Consider the following 15192-nt stretch of genomic DNA (forward strand, 5'->3'; position numbering starts at 1 on the left):
AATGGATTCCCGCCTTCGCGGGAATGACGAAAAGTGGTGTGGCGATGACGCGGGTTGCGTGCCCCTTCGTCATCCCGGCCTGCGCCGGGATGACGGGCGGAGCGGGCGAGGCTCGTCCGTGAGATGGCCTTTGCCGAACTGATCGCCGCGACGCATTTCTCGTTTCTGCGCGGGGCGTCGCCGCCGTCCGAGATGGTGGGGCAGGCGAACGCACTGAAGATGGCCGGGATCGGGATCGCCGACCGCAACACGGTTGCCGGGGTCGTGCAGGCGTTTCTGTCGTTAAAGAATGCGAAGGAGAAGCGGCATGAGGCCGGGCTGCCCGACTATCCCTTCGATTTCGTCGTCGGCGCGCGGCTGGTATTCGCCGACGGGACGCCGGACATCGTCGCCTATCCGGTCGATCGGGCGGCATGGGGGCGGCTGACCCGGTTGCTGAGTGGCGGCAATCTTAAGGCGAAGAAGGGCGACTGCCATCTCGAACTGACCGATCTGCTGGCATGGCAGGAAGGGTTGCTGCTGATCGTCACCGCGCCCGATGCGGCGTTGCTGACGCGGCTGCGCGACGCCTGTCCGGGGCGGGTGTGGCTGGCGGCGACGATGCCGCGCGGCGGGCGCGACCGGCGGCGGCTGGCGGCAAGGATCGCGCTGGCGCGGAGTGTCGGCGTGCCCCTGCTTGCGACCAACGACGCGCTATATGCTGGCCACGAACAGCGCCCGCTGCACGATGTGCTGACCTGTATTCGCGAGGGGACGACGATCGCCGCCGCCGGCAAACGTCTGGCCGCCAATGCCGAACGCCACCTGAAATCGCCGGAAGAAATGGCGCGGCTGTTCCGCGATTGTCCCGAAGCGGTCGAGGAAAGCGTCGCAATCCTCAAGCGCATCACCTTCCGCCTGACCGACCTGAAATATGAATATCCGCACGAACCGGTGCCGCCGGGATGGGAGGCGCAGGACTGGCTCGAACATCTGGCGATGACCGCCGCACACGAACGCTATGGTCCCGATCTGCCGGTCGAGGTGCAGCGGCGGCTGGACGAAGAGTTCACGCTGATCCGCAGCGAGAAATACGCCCATTACTTCCTGACCGTCCATGATCTCGTCCGGTTCGCACGGACGTGCGATCCGCCGATATTGTGCCAGGGGCGCGGGTCGGCGGCCAATTCGATCGTGTGCTTCCTGCTGGGTGTGACCTCGGTCGACCCGAGCGAGCACGACCTGCTCTTCTCGCGCTTCGTGTCCGAACAGCGCGGCGAGCCGCCTGATATCGACGTCGATTTCGAACATGAACGGCGCGAGGAGGTGATCAAGTATATCTATGCCCGCTATGGCCGCGAGCGGGCGGGCATCGCCGCGACCGTCATCCATTACCGGCCACGAAGCGCGGTGGGCGAGGTCGGCAAGGTGCTGGGCCTGACCCGCGACGTGACGCAGCGGCTGGGCAGCACCGTGTGGGGCAGTTTCGCCGGGCAGATGGAGGCGCGGCGCTATACCAGTGCCGGGTTCGATCTCGACAATCCCGACATCGCGCAACTGCGCTGGCTGGTCGACCAGATCCTCGAATTTCCGCGGCATTTGTCGCAGCATGTCGGCGGCTTCGTGCTGACGCAGGGGCGACTGGACGAGATGGTGCCGATCCATAACGGCGCGATGGAAGGGCGGACCTTCATCGAATGGGACAAGGACGATATCGACGCGCTGGGGCTGATGAAGGTCGATGTGCTGGCGCTCGGCATGCTGACCTGCATCCGCAAGGCGTTCGACCTGCTCCGGCTCCACGGGCTGGGCGAGCATGACCTGACCGTCGACCTGAAGGCGGACGACGAAGATGTTTACCGGATGCTGCACAGGGGCGACAGCATCGGCGTGTTCCAGGTCGAGAGCCGGGCGCAGATGAACATGCTGCCGCGCCTGAAGCCTGTCTCGCTCTACGACCTGTCGGTACAGGTGGCGATCGTGCGGCCGGGGCCGATCGAGGGCGACATGGTGCATCCCTATTTGCGGCGGCGGGCCAGCAAGGAAGTGGTGACCTATCCGTCGCCGAAACCGCCGCACGATCCCTACGAACTCAAGACGCTGCTCGACAAGACCTATGGCGTGCCGCTGTTCCAGGAACAGGTGATGAAGCTGGCGATCGTCGCCGCCGATTTCAGTCCGGGCGAGGCGAACGAACTGCGCCGGGCGATGGCGACGTTCCGCAATCCCGGCACGATCCAGAAGCTGCGCGAAAAGCTGATCGAGGGCATGACCCGGCGTGGCTATGAGCCCGACTTTGCCGAGCGTTGTTTCCGTCAGATCGAGGGGTTTGGCAGCTATGGCTTTCCCGAAAGCCACGCGCTGTCGTTCGCGCGACTGGTCTATGTATCGTCATGGATCAAATGCCATCACCCGGCAGTGTTCGCCTGCGCGCTGCTCAATTCGCAGCCGATGGGGTTTTACGCGCCGGCGCAGATCGTCCGCGACGCGCGCGACCATGCGGTCGAGGTGCGCGGTATCGATGTGAATGTCAGCGACTGGGACAACAAGCTGGAGGGGGAACAACGCGCGCTGCGGCTGGGGTTTCGGCAGATGGACGGGTTTCGGGAGGGTTGGGCGGAGGCGATCGCCGCCGTGCGGCCCTTTGCCAGCGTTGAGGAACTGGCACGAAGGGCGCGACTGCCGCAGCGGGCGCTGCGGTTGCTGGCCGATGCCGATGCGTTCCGCTCGATCGGCTTCGACCGGCGCGCGGCGTTGTGGGAGGTGCGGCGCACGCCCGATGCCGAACTGCCGCTGTTCGCGCACGCCCGTGCCGCCGAACTGGGCGCGGAGCCGCACATGGCGCTGCCCGCGATGCCGGCGGTCGAGCATGTCGTGACCGATTACCAGACGCTGCGCCTGTCGTTGCAGGGGCATCCGATGCAGTTCCTGCGCGACCGGCTCGATCGGATGGGGGTGACCAGCTGCGCCGGGATCATGGCGGCGAAGGCGGGGGCAAGGGTCACCGCCGCCGGCCTCGTCCTCGTGCGGCAGCGGCCGGGCAAGGGCAATGCGATCTTCGTGACGCTGGAGGATGAGGGGGGCATCACCAATGTCGTGCTGTGGGCGCGGCTGTTCGAGGCGTATCGGCGCGAGGTGATGGGCGCGCGGCTGATGCTGGTCGAGGGCGAGGTGCAGCGTAGTCGCGAGGGGATCGTCCACCTGATGGGTGCGCGGGTATGGGATCGCAGCGACCTGCTCGACAGGCTGGGCGAAGCGCCGCCGCCGATCCCGTCGTCGCGCGGCGACGAAGCGGTCCGTCCGGTCGCCTCGCGCCATCCGCGCGACGTGCGGCTGGTACCCAAGTCGCGCGATTTCCACTGATATCGGCTGGCCACTTACGTGGAAGCGGCACCGGCCCACTCCCCCAACCGACCACCCAGTCCAGGATACGCTGTGGGTGGTCGGGTGGGGGAGTGGGCCGGTGCCGCCCCGATCCGGCTTTGCCGGATCGGACTCTACGCGTAGGACACCGGACGGGAGGCCAAGCATGAACGGATTGCTGCTGTTCGCGGTCGCGATCGGCTATGCCGCCTTGCTGTTCGCGGTGGCATGGGGCGCGCGTCGACGCGGGCTGACGCCGCGCGACCGGCGGATCGTCTATACGCTGGGGCTGGCGGTCTATTGCAGCAGCTGGACGTTCAACGGCGCGGTCGGCAGCGCGGTTGCCGATGGCTGGGCGTATCTGCCGATCTATCTGGGGCCGATCCTGATCTTCGTGCTGGGCGGGCGGTTGCTGGTGCGGCTGGTCGGCGCGGTGCAGGCCGATGGCGCGACGTCGATCGCCGACTTCATCGGATCGCGCTTTTCGCGCAGCCGGGGGGTGGCGGCGCTGGTCACGCTGATCGCGCTGATCGGCACCGTGCCCTATGTTGCGCTGCAATTGCGGTCGGTCGCGACCAGCTATGCCGCCCTGGCAGGCATGGCCGATGTCACGCGGCCGGTCGTTGTCACCGCATTGGTGCTGGCCGGGTTCGCCATCGCCTTCGGACCGCGCAGCGACGCCGCGCCGCGCGCCGAGTCCGGGCTGCTGGCGGCGGTCGCGATCGAATCGGTGGTCAAGCTGGCGGCGTTTGCCGGGGTGGCGCTGTTCGCCATCCTGCTGGTCGGCGGGGCGGCGCCCGACGCGCGGAGTGCAGGGCTGGCGCGGCTGTCGGCCGGGTTCGCGCGCGCGCCGGACCTTGGCGATTTCGTCGTCACGACGCTGCTGGCCGCCGCCGCGATGCTGTGCCTGCCCCGCCAGTTCCAGGTGACGGTCGTCGCCGCGACCGAGCCGGCCGATCCGTGGCGGGCGCGCTGGCCGTTCGTCGCCTATCTGATGCTGACCGCGTTGCTGGTGCTGCCGATCACCTGGGCGGCGCTGGTGCAGGGCGGGATGGCGCGCCCCGACCTGCTGGTCATCGCCATGCCGGTCGCGGCGGGCGCGCCGGCGGTGGCGCTGCTCGGCTTTCTCGGCGGCTTCTCGGCCGCGACGGCGATGGTCGTGGTCGAGACGGTGGCGCTGGCGACGATGGTGTCGAACGACCTGATCGCGCCGCTGCTCCTGCGCAGCCCGCGCCTTGCCGCGGCCGAGCATGTCGGGCGCACGCTGCTATGGGTGCGGCGGGGGGTGATCGCAGGGATCATTGGCGTGGCGACGGCATGCGCGCTGCTGATCCCGACGACCCGGGGGCTGGCGGCGATCGGGCTGGTCGCGTTCGCGGCGATGGCGCAGTTCGCGCCGGCGCTGCTGCTGGCGATCCGGCGCGGCGGGCGCGATCCGCTGGCGGCGAAGGCGGGGCTGACCACCGGGCTGGTCGGGTGGACGTTCCTGTTGTTCGTGCCGACGCTGACCGGCGCGCCGCTGCCGGTGTCGGGGGTGCCGGGCATGGGCGCGCTGTCGGCGGCGGCGGTGGCGACGCTGGCGGCGAACCTGATCGTCCATGCGATCGTCGCCGCGTCGCGTGCGCCGCGCCTGCCGTTCGCCCGCGACGAACGGGTGCCGCCGGTGCGCGATCTGGGCGAACTGACCCGGCTGGTCGCGCGTTTCGTGGGCGAGGAACGGGCGGCCGCCGGGCTGGGCGAGGGCACGCATGTCGATGCCCGGGCGGCGCGGCAGGCGGAACGGCTGGTGGCGCAGGTGGTGGGCGTATCCTCGGCCCGGCGGCTGGTCGCCTCCGCCCTGTCGGGCGAGGCACTGGGCGCCGAAGACGTCGCGCGGATGCTGGATGCGAGCGGGCAGAGCCTGCAATTCTCGAAAGGGCTGCTCGCCGCGACGCTGGAGCATATCGATCCGGGGGTCAGCGTGGTCGATGCCGAGCTGAACCTCGTCGCGTGGAACCAGCGCTATCTCGACCTGTTCGGCTTTCCGGCCGGGATGATCCGGGTCGGGGCGCCGGTTGCCGATGCGATCGCCTTCAATGCCCTGCGCGGCGATTGCGGCCCCGGCGAGGTCGACGACCATGTCGCCCGGCGGCTGGCGCATATGCGGCGCGGCACGCGGCACAGTTTCGAACGGGTCCGGAACGACGGGCGGGTGCTGAAAACCGTCGGCGGGCCGATGCCGGGCGGCGGCTATGTCATGTGTTTCTCGGACATTACCGCCGAGGCAAAGGCGCTGCGCGCGGTCGAGACGGCGCGCGCCGAGCTGGAGCAGCGGGTGGAGGAACGGACGCGCGCGCTGTCGGACGCGAATGCCGCACTGGCGCGGGCGACCGCCGACAAGACCCGGTTCCTCGCCGCCGCGAGCCACGACCTGTTGCAGCCGCTCCATGCCGCGCGGCTGTTCACCGCCGCGCTGGCGCGGGGGGCGGACGATCGCGCCCGGCCGCTGGTCGAGCGGATCGACCAGTCGATCGCTGCGGCGGACCAGTTGCTGCGCGCACTGCTCGACATATCGAGGCTGGATGCCGGGGGGATCGTGCCGGTGCCGACGCGCTTCGCGGTCCGGGGGTTGCTGAGCGAACTGGTCGACAGTTTTGCCCGTCAGGCGCGGGCCAAGGGGCTGACGCTGCGGCTGGGGCCAGGGGATGCGGTGGTCGAGACCGACCGGGTACTGCTGCGCTCGATCGTGCAGAATCTGCTGGGCAATGCGGTACGCTATACGGCGCGGGGCGGGGTGGTGATCGGGGTGCGGCGGCGGGGCGGCATGGTGCGGATCGAGGTCGTCGATAGCGGGCCGGGGATTGCCGAGAGCGACCGGGCAAGGGTGTTTCGCGAGTTCGAGCGGCTGGCCAATGCCGAGGATGCCGGGCTGGGGCTGGGCCTCGCCATCGTCGCGCGGACGGCGGCGTTGCTGGGAGCGGAAGTGACGCTCGACAGCCGGGTCGGGCGGGGGAGCCGCTTTGCGGTGATGTTGCCGGCTGCGGAGGGCGCGGTGGTCGCCCCGCCGGTGCGGAGGGTGGCGCAGGCGGTACGGCCGCTCGATTGCCTGATCGTCGACGACGATGTTGGGGTGCGGCGGGGAATGGCGGCGCTGGCTGGCAGCCGGGGGCATGGGGTGCGGGTAGCGGCCACGGTCGAGGAGGCGCTGGCGCAGGTCGAGGGGGCGGCGGTGGCGTTCGTCGACCATGATCTGGGCGGAGCGGTCGATGGGCTGGCGCTGATCGGGATGTTGCGGGGGAAGGCGCCGGGCTTGCGGGTGGCGCTGGTGACGGCGGATGCCGGGCGGGCGCTGGCGGAGCGGGCGGAAGCTTCGGGGGTGGCGGTGTTGTTGAAGCCGTTGTCGGGGGAGGTTTTCGACGCGTGGCTGGCGGGTTAGCGGGGCGTGGAAGTTGACGAAGGTGACAGTATGCAAAGGTTTTGCAAGGGGTGAGATTGTTTTAATACAATGGGTTAAGCGTGGCCTGTTCCGCGGAAGTTGACACTTTTGCTTCGGGCGGTGCTGTTTGGGTCGCGGGATGGGCGTCGACAATGGGAAAGAGCGTGGGCGGAGATTGGCAAGCGTTCGGCTTGTAGGAAAGCGTTGTGGGGGTTCGGGGGTCGACGGTCCGTTGCCCGAGCCGGCGATGGTCGCCCGTTGATGTCGGTAAGAGCGCCTCGGAATTGGTTTGGGGAATTCGACACATTCAGGATCGGCGTCTTCGTTTTCGGGACGCCTCTTCAAAGATGCTCCTAATAAAAAGCGCGCCCGTGTCTGCTTTCGCCCAATTGCGGACGTTTCGGCCACGTGCAATCATCTGCCGATGAAAGTCGAACGCTTCGTGGACCGGCAACGCAGAGCGGTGAACGTCATCTTCGTCCTGTTTGTAGGTCTCGTGTCGATCATGTGGGGCTTAACCCTTTGCGACTGGGCCTTCGATCTTGGCTGGGGATGGGACAGGCAGATACTTTGGCTCGGGCCGCCGATGATACTGTTCGCCGGCGCTCTGCGCTTCCTCTGCATCGCCATTCTCAAGTTCGTAGGCGATAACTACTAAATACCCCTCACGAGGGGACATCGCGTCGGAGGTTGCCTTTGCGGCAGTCACCGGCCGGCATGTCGGCTTTCGCTAATAGCGGACATGAAGACGCGCGGCTAAGGTGGGAGAGGAGGTCCGCGTATGGTTCAGGTTTGTCCGACCTGCGGGAAAGAAGTGAAGCCGAACCTACGGTATCCCCGTTATCTTTGCCGCTCATGCGTCGAACGGGCGGCGGATGTGGACGGCGAGTTGATCCAGTTCTTTCAGGCAAGCTCGGACGGCCGGTACGCCGCACGATACGTAACTACCGGAGCCGACTACCCGAACCATGAGTGCTTCGTGGATGGAGTGAGGTGTTGGGCGGACGAGGCGCGATTTGGAGGCATCGTCGTGCAGACGGTTTAAGTTCGCTTCCCACTAAAACTCGACCTTGCCCAAGCGCAACCGGTTTCCATAACCCCGTCCTCCCTCCTACCCCGACACCTCCAGCCCCAGCGCGCGGGCCGCTACCGCCGCCTGGGTGCGGTTGCCGACGTCGAGTTTGCGCAGCACGGCGGTCATGTGGACCTTTACCGTGGCTTCGGCGATGCCGAGGTCGTGCGCGATCTGTTTGTTGAGGCGGCCGGCGAGGACGCCGAGCAGGACGCGCAGTTGCGTGGGGGTGAGGGTGGCGACGCGGGCGGCGATGTCGTCCTCGGACGCGGTGTCGGGGGTCATGCGGTCGCCGGACAGGGCGGCGGCGATGGCGGATTCGATATGGTCGAGCGGGGCGTCCTTGCCGACGAAGCCGACCGCGCCGAAGCGGGCGACCTGTGCATAGGCGGCGGCGCGGTCGGCGCCGGAGATGACGAGGATGGGGACGTCGGGCGCCTCGGCATGGAGCAGGGCGACGCCGCTATAGCCGATGGCGCCGGGCATGTTCAGGTCGAGGAGGATTAGGGCGAGGTCGGTTGTTTCGCGGACGGTCTGTACCGCGCGGTCGAGCGAGCCGGCTTCGACGATATGGGCTTGCGGACGGACCTGCGTCACCGCGAGGGTCAGCGCCTGTCGGAACAGGGGGTGGTCATCGGCGATGAGGATGGTGGTCATCGGCCTGTTCCCGTCTTTCCTGCGTCATCCCGGACTTGATCGAGACCTTTGCGAAAGTCCGCTTGTTTGCCTGAAAACTCCCGTACCCCGGCGGAGACCGGGGTCCAGTTGGAAAGGCTTTTCCGCACCCTGCCGACGTCCCCCAACTAGGCCCCGGCCTTCGCCGGGGTACAAGAAAGCACTTGCCCGAAGGTCTCGACTTGATCCGGGGGTCCGCTTCCTTTGCGACGGTCGAGCAAGAAGCGGGACCCCGGGTCTAGCCCGGGGTGACGGGAGGGTTTTGGTCTTCCCTCACGCCGGTCGGATACGCTCGGCGACCAGCGTGTCGACGACGCCCGGATCGGCCAGCGTCGAGGTGTCGCCGAGGTTCGAGGTGTCGTTCTCGGCGATCTTGCGCAGGATGCGGCGCATGATCTTGCCCGAGCGGGTTTTGGGCAGGCCCGGCGCGAATTGGAGCGCGTCGGGGGTGGCGACCGGGCCGATCTCCTGCCGGACCCAGTTCCGCAGTTCGGCGCGGAGGTCATCGGACGGTTCCTCGCCGGCGTTGAGCGTCACATAGGCGTAGATGCCTTGCCCCTTGATGTCGTGGGGCATGCCGACGACGGCGGCTTCGGCGACCTTCTGATGCGCTACGAGCGCGCTTTCGACCTCGGCGGTGCCCATGCGGTGGCCGCTGACGTTGATGACGTCGTCGACGCGGCCGGTGATCCAGTAATAGCCGTCGCCGTCGCGGCGCACGCCGTCGCCGGTGAAATATCTGCCGGGATAGGTGGTGAAATAGGTCTGGAAGAAACGGTCGTGATCGCCCCACACTGTCCGCATCTGCCCCGGCCAGCTATCGGCGATGCAGAGATTGCCCTCGGTCGCGCCGGACAGTTCCTTGCCCTCGGCATCGACGATCAGCGGCTGCACGCCGGGCAGGGGCCTGGTCGCGCTGCCGGGCTTCAGGTCGGTGGCATAGGGGAGGGGCGAGATGAGGATGCCGCCGGTCTCGGTCTGCCACCAGGTATCGACGATCGGGCAGCGGCGGTCGCCGACGACGCGGTGATACCAGTCCCACGCCTCCGGATTGATCGGTTCACCGACTGAGCCGAGGATGCGCAGCGACTGGCGGCTGGATTTCGTCACCCACTGGTCGCCTTCGCGCATCAGCGCGCGGATCGCGGTGGGGGCGGTGTAGAAGATGTTGACGCCCAGCCGGTCGATCGTTTCCCAGAAACGGCCATGGTCGGGATAGTTGGGCACGCCGTCGAACATGACCGTGGTCGCGCCGTTGCTGAGCGGACCGTAGACGACATAGCTGTGCCCGGTGACCCAGCCGATATCGGCGGTGCACCAGAAGATCTCGCCGTCGCGGTAATCGAACACGTCGCGGAAGGTGGTGTGCGCCCAGACCAGATAGCCGCCGGTCGTGTGGAGCACGCCCTTGGGCTTGCCGGTCGAGCCGCTGGTATAGAGGATGAACAGCGGGTCTTCGGCGTCCATCGGCTCGGCCGGACAGTCGGGCGAGGCGTCGGCCAACAGGTCGTGGAGCCAGAAATCGCGGCCCTCCGTCATTGGGACGTCGGCGCCGCTGCGGCGGATGACGATGACGGTGTCGACGCCGGGGGCATGGGCCAGCGCCTTGTCGACATTGGCCTTGAGCGGGATACGCTTGCCGCCGCGACAGCCTTCGTCGGCGGTGATGACCAGACGGCTGTCGCAATCGACGATGCGGTTGGCGAGGCTGTCGGGCGAAAAGCCGCCGAACACGATCGAATGGATCGCGCCGATGCGGGTGCAGGCCAGCATCGCCGCCGCCGCCTCCGCCATCATCGGCAGATAGAGGGTGACGCGATCGCCCTTCTTCACGCCCTTCGCCTTCAGGACGTTGGCGAAGCAGCACACCTGCTGGTGGAGTTCGCGATAGGTGACGCGGCGGGTCTCGCCCGGTTCGTCGCCTTCCCAGATGATCGCGACCTGATCGCCGCGTTCGGCGAGATGGCGGTCGAGGCAGTTGACCGAGACGTTGGTCTGGCCATCGGCGAACCAGCGGATGCGGAAATCGGCTTCGTCGAACGAGGTGTCCTTGACCTGCGTATAGGGGCGCGACCAGTCGATGCAGCGTCCGCCCTCGCGCCAATAGGCTTCCGGGTCGGCGACCGAAGCGGCGTAGCGCGCGTCATATTCGGCCTGGTCCACCCGCGCGGCATCATCGTGCGGAGCCGCGTGAATCGTCTGGGTCATATATCTCTCCTATGCCCTTGATCTGTGTTGAGGGGTACGCGCGTCAAGTCGCTTGCCCCTACGACCAAGGTCGTACTTCCCGCCATGGCCCGCGCAGATGACACTGGCGCGGCAGGGAGGTGCGGCGAACGATCGCGCCCCGCTTTACGAGAGGATGCCGCCATGGCGGGAGCAACGATGGCCGGGGCAAGCCCCAAGGGCCAGAACGAGAAACTGGTGATCGCCGCGTCGTCGCTGGGCACCGTGTTCGAATGGTATGATTTCTACCTGTACGGGCTGCTGGCGACCTATATTTCCAAGCAGTTCTTTTCGGGCGTGAACGAAACGACGGGGTTCATTCTCGCGCTCGGCGCGTTCGCCGCCGGCTTTGCGGTGCGGCCGTTCGGGGCGCTGGTGTTCGGGCGGATCGGCGATCTGGTCGGGCGCAAGAATACGTTTCTGGTGACGATGGGGATCATGGGCCTGTCGACCTTCGCGGTCGGCCTGCTCCCCTCCTATGCCAGTATCGGCGTCGCGGCGCCGGTGATCCTCGTCGCGCTGCGCATCCTCCAGGGGCTGGCGCTGGGCGGCGAATATGGCGGTGCGGCGACCTATGTCGCCGAACATGCGCCCGACGGAAAGCGCGGGCTGTACACCAGCTTCATCCAGACGACGGCGACCATGGGGCTGTTCGCGGCGCTGCTGGTCGTGATCGGGTTCCGCACGTTGCTGGGCGAGGAGACGTTCGGCGGCTTCGGGTGGCGGTTGCCGTTCCTCGTGTCGATCCTGCTGCTGGGCGTGTCGATGTGGATCCGGCTGCAATTGTCGGAAAGCCCGGTGTTCCTGAAGATGAAGGAAGAGGGCAAGACGTCGAAGGCGCCGCTGACCGAGGCGTTCCTGCGCTGGCCGAACCTGAAGGTCGTGCTGATCGCGCTGTTCGGTGCCGCCATGGGCCAGGCGGTGGTGTGGTATACCGGGCAGTTCTACGTCCTGTTCTTCCTCGAGAAGATGATGAAGGTCGACGGGGCGACGGTGAACGTGCTGCTGGCGGTCTCGCTGGCGCTGGGGACGCCGTTCTTCGTGTTCTTCGGCTGGCTGTCGGACAAGATCGGGCGGAAATGGATCATCATGGCCGGCTGTGCGCTGGCCGCGATCACCTATTTCCCGCTGTTCGGGGCGCTGACCAACGCCGCCAACCCGGCACTGGCGGCGGCGCAGGTGGCATCGCCGGTACGGGTGAGCGCGCATGACGAGGACTGCTCGGTCCAGTTCGATCCGATCGGGCGCAACAAGTTCGATGCGAAAAGCTGCGACATCGCCAAATCCTATCTGGCGAAGAACGGCATCAGCTACACCAATGTCGAGGCGCCGGCGGGCACCATCGCCAGCGTGGCAGTCGGCAACCGGATGCTGGTGGCGCCCGATCCGGCACAGGTGACCGGGCCGGCGCGGGCGGCGGCGATCACCGCCTATCAGGGCGAACTGGCGGCGGCGCTGGCGGAGGCCGGCTATCCCGCCAAGGCCGATCCGGCGGCAATCAACAAGCCGCTGGTCGTGCTGATCCTGTGGTTCATGGTGATATTGGTGACCATGGTCTATGGCCCGATCGCGGCGCTGCTCGTCGAACTGTTCCCCAGCCGCATTCGCTATACGTCGATGTCGCTGCCCTATCATATCGGCAATGGCTGGTTCGGCGGGTTCCTGCCGACCACGGCGTTCGCGATGGTCGCGGCGACCGGGGATATCTATTACGGGCTGTGGTATCCGGTGGTGCTGGCGGTGGTGACGCTGGTGCTGGGCGTGCTGTTCCTGCCGGAGACGTTCCGGCGGAATATCCGGGATTGATCGTTGCAGCGGCGATGGGCAACGATCCCGCCTGCCCAAGATCATGCCGTACCCCGGCGGAGGCCGGGGTCCAGTTGGGAAGGTTCGTCCGTCCGTTCGGAGCGTTCCCCAACTGGGCCCCGGCCTCCGCCGGGGTACCGCTTTAGCAGTAGGTTCTGATAACGGTCTGACGCGTTTGCGTCTGAGGCCAGCCCTTCAGCAACAGCGCGGCGGGGCGCCGGGCCCGGTGCCGTAGCGGCGGTCCACGCGGTCGCGGTGGAACTCCTTCAGGGTCATGACCGGCTCGCCGGGATGGTGGGCGGCGCGGTGCGCGACGTAGCGGTCGTAATCGGGGACGCCGACCATCAGCCGCGCCCCCTCGGCCAGCTTATGCAGGAAGCGCATCGCCGACCTCCTGCGTCGTGGGCTGGGTAGCAGCCTTCGCCTTGCGGATCGCGCCGATGCCGTAGAGCAGGATCGACAGCACGACGACGATGAACAGCACGCACAAGGCCGCGTCGATGCGATCGTTGAGGATGATCCGCTGCATCTCCGCCGCCGATTTGGCGGGGGCGAGAATCTCGCCGCGGGCGAGGGCATCCGAGAACATCTGCGCATGGGCGAGGAAGCCGATCTTCGGATTGGGGTCGAACAGCTTCTGCCAGCCCGCCGTCAAGGTGCAGATCAGCAGCCATGCGGTCGGGACCATCGTCACCCATGCATAACGGTCGCGCTTCATCTTGAAGAGCAGCACCGTCGACAGGATCAGCGCGATGGCGGCGAGCATCTGGTTCGAAATGCCGAACAGCGGCCACAGCGTGTTGATGCCGCCCAGCGGATCGGTGACGCCGCTGTAGAGGAAATAGCCCCATAGCCCGACCGCCAGCGCGGTGCCGACCAGATTGGGGCCGAGCTTCTGCGTTTCCTTCATCGCCGGCACGAAGCTGCCGAGCAGGTCCTGGATCATGAAGCGGGCGACGCGCGTGCCGGCATCGACCGTGGTCAGGATGAACAGCGCCTCGAACAGAATCGCGAAGTGGTACCAGAAGGCCATCATCGCCTGCCCGCCGATCACCTTTGACAAGATGTGCGCCATGCCGACCGCCAGCGTCGGGGCACCGCCCGCGCGCGACAGGATAGAGGATTCGCCGACGTCGCGCGCCAGTTGGTCGAGCATGTCGGGGGTGACGACGAAGCCCCAATTGGCGATGGCGCTGGCCGCCGACTGCGCCGTCGTGCCGATCAGCGCGGGCGGCGCGTTCATCGCGAAATAGACGGCGGGGTCGAGCACGCAGGCGGCGATCAGCGCCATGATCGCGACGAAGCTTTCGGTCAGCATCGCGCCATAGCCGATGAAGCGCAGGTCCGCCTCGCTCGCCACCATCTTGGGGGTGGTGCCGCTGGCGATCAGCGCATGGAAGCCCGACACCGCGCCACAGGCGATGGTGATGAACAGGAACGGGAACAGCTTGCCCGAAAAGGCCGGGCCGGTGCCGTCGATGAAATGGGTGACGGCGGGCATCTGCAGATCGGGGCGGACATAGAGGATGCCGAGTGCCAAGCCGGCGATCACCCCGATCTTGAGGAAGGTCGACAGATAGTCGCGCGGGGCGAGCAGCAGCCAGACCGGCGCGACCGAGGCGACGAAGCCGTACGCCATCAGGATGAGGGCCAGCGCCGGCCCCGAATAGGTGAACAGCGGGGCGAGGGTCGGCGAATGCGCCACCGGCTCGCCCCCGACGATCGCGGCCATCAGCAGGACGAAGCCGATCACCGACATTTCGGCGATCTTGCCGGGGCGCAGGAAGCGGCCATAGAGACCCATCAGCACCGCGATCGGGATGGTCGCGAAGACGGTGAAGGTGCCCCAGGGGCTGCCGGTCAGCGCCTTGACCACCACCAGCGCGAGGACCGCGAGCAGGATGATCATGATCATCAGCACGCCGACCAGCGCGATCGTGCCGGGGATCAGCCCCATTTCGCTGCGGATCATGTCGCCCAGCGACCGGGCGTCGCGGCGGGTGGAGAAATAGAGGATCAGGAAATCCTGCACGGCGCCGGCGAACACGACGCCGGCGAGCAGCCATAGCGTACCGGGCAGATAGCCCATCTGCGCCGCGAGCACCGGCCCGACCAGCGGCCCGGCGCCGGCGATGGCGGCGAAATGGTGGCCGAACAGCACGCCCTTATGGGTGGGCACGTAATCCAGCCCGTCGTCGCGCCGCACCGCCGGGGTGGGGCGGGAAGGATCGACGCGCAGCACGCGGCTGGCGATGAACAGGCCGTAGAAGCGATAGGCGATGGCGTAGACGCACAGTGCCGCGACGACGATCCACAGCGCGTTGACCGGCTCGCCCCGCATCAGCGCGATCCAGCCAAGCGCCACCGCGCCGACGATCGCGACCACCGCCCATGTGATCCATTCGCGCACGGTGGTCGGTGCGATCGGTGCGATCGGTGTGGTTGCTGCTGTCGCCATGCGCCTCTCCCGGTTTGGGATAATATTGGCGCAAGGGGGCGGAGGATGCCATGGGTTTCGTTATCGCTCCCTTCCCGTTTGCTTCGAGCGCAGGTTCGAGCATGTCGAGAACCGAAGTCGAGAAGGGGTTGCTCCAAGCAGGCCGTTCTCGACGAGGGTTCGGTCAAATTGTCCCCCGGACAATCCTGAACCATGCGG

The 15192-nt window shown here is 67.2% G+C and carries 8 protein-coding genes; 4 read left to right on the plus strand and 4 right to left on the minus strand.

From position 1 onward, the window contains the following. The first annotated feature begins 123 nt into the window (after positions 1-123). From MF607_RS07515 to MF607_RS07535, 3 genes are all read left to right on the plus strand, one after another. Positions 124-3342, plus strand: a complete 3219-nt coding sequence (locus tag MF607_RS07515) for an error-prone DNA polymerase (RefSeq protein ID WP_242117029.1) — start codon at positions 124-126, stop codon at positions 3340-3342. Between the two features lie 166 nt (positions 3343-3508). Beyond that, positions 3509-6757, plus strand: coding sequence for a hybrid sensor histidine kinase/response regulator (locus tag MF607_RS22675; protein ID WP_277925781.1), 3249 nt, complete (start codon positions 3509-3511; stop codon positions 6755-6757). A gap of 424 nt (positions 6758-7181) precedes the next feature. After that, positions 7182-7415, plus strand: a complete 234-nt coding sequence (locus tag MF607_RS07535) for a hypothetical protein (protein WP_242117031.1) — start codon at positions 7182-7184, stop codon at positions 7413-7415. A gap of 453 nt (positions 7416-7868) precedes the next feature. On the opposite strand, the gene MF607_RS07540 is transcribed toward MF607_RS07535, so the two are convergent. Both MF607_RS07540 and acs read right to left on the minus strand, forming a co-directional pair. Continuing rightward, positions 7869-8486, minus strand: a complete 618-nt coding sequence (locus tag MF607_RS07540; RefSeq protein ID WP_242117033.1) for a response regulator — start codon at positions 8484-8486, stop codon at positions 7869-7871. A gap of 291 nt (positions 8487-8777) precedes the next feature. Further along, complete coding sequence (gene acs / locus MF607_RS07545; RefSeq protein WP_242117034.1) at positions 8778-10712, minus strand: acetate--CoA ligase; 1935 nt, start codon at positions 10710-10712, stop codon at positions 8778-8780. A 162-nt stretch (positions 10713-10874) separates the two neighbouring features. Between acs and MF607_RS07550 the strand changes: the two genes are divergently transcribed. Further along, a complete protein-coding gene (locus MF607_RS07550; protein ID WP_242117035.1) occupies positions 10875-12536 on the plus strand; it encodes an MFS transporter in 1662 nt (553 codons plus the stop codon). Positions 12537-12731: 195 nt separating this feature from the next. On the opposite strand, the gene MF607_RS07555 is transcribed toward MF607_RS07550, so the two are convergent. Then, positions 12732-12920, minus strand: coding sequence for a YbdD/YjiX family protein (locus tag MF607_RS07555; RefSeq protein WP_242117036.1), 189 nt, complete (start codon positions 12918-12920; stop codon positions 12732-12734). After that, positions 12904-14994 carry a carbon starvation CstA family protein gene (locus MF607_RS07560; protein ID WP_242117037.1) on the minus strand — a complete coding sequence of 697 codons (2091 nt, stop codon included), beginning with the start codon at positions 14992-14994 and terminating at the stop codon, positions 12904-12906. Before MF607_RS07560 ends, MF607_RS07555 begins: the two co-directional genes overlap by 17 nt. Between the last annotated feature and the right edge of the window lie 198 nt (positions 14995-15192).

The sequence above is a fragment of the Sphingomonas lacusdianchii genome (genome assembly GCF_022664395.1).
GTDB lineage: Bacteria > Pseudomonadota > Alphaproteobacteria > Sphingomonadales > Sphingomonadaceae > Sphingomonas > Sphingomonas lacusdianchii.

Coding starts and splice junctions, on each gene's coding strand:
- MF607_RS07515 (WP_242117029.1), top strand. CDS start 124: ATGGCCTTTGCCGAACTGATCGCCGCGACGCATTTCTCGTTTCTGCGC.
- MF607_RS22675 (WP_277925781.1), top strand. CDS start 3,509: ATGAACGGATTGCTGCTGTTCGCGGTCGCGATCGGCTATGCCGCCTTG.
- MF607_RS07535 (WP_242117031.1), top strand. CDS start 7,182: ATGAAAGTCGAACGCTTCGTGGACCGGCAACGCAGAGCGGTGAACGTC.
- MF607_RS07540 (WP_242117033.1), bottom strand. CDS start 8,486: ATGACCACCATCCTCATCGCCGATGACCACCCCCTGTTCCGACAGGCG.
- acs (WP_242117034.1), bottom strand. CDS start 10,712: ATGACCCAGACGATTCACGCGGCTCCGCACGATGATGCCGCGCGGGTG.
- MF607_RS07550 (WP_242117035.1), top strand. CDS start 10,875: ATGGCGGGAGCAACGATGGCCGGGGCAAGCCCCAAGGGCCAGAACGAG.
- MF607_RS07555 (WP_242117036.1), bottom strand. CDS start 12,920: ATGCGCTTCCTGCATAAGCTGGCCGAGGGGGCGCGGCTGATGGTCGGC.
- MF607_RS07560 (WP_242117037.1), bottom strand. CDS start 14,994: ATGGCGACAGCAGCAACCACACCGATCGCACCGATCGCACCGACCACC.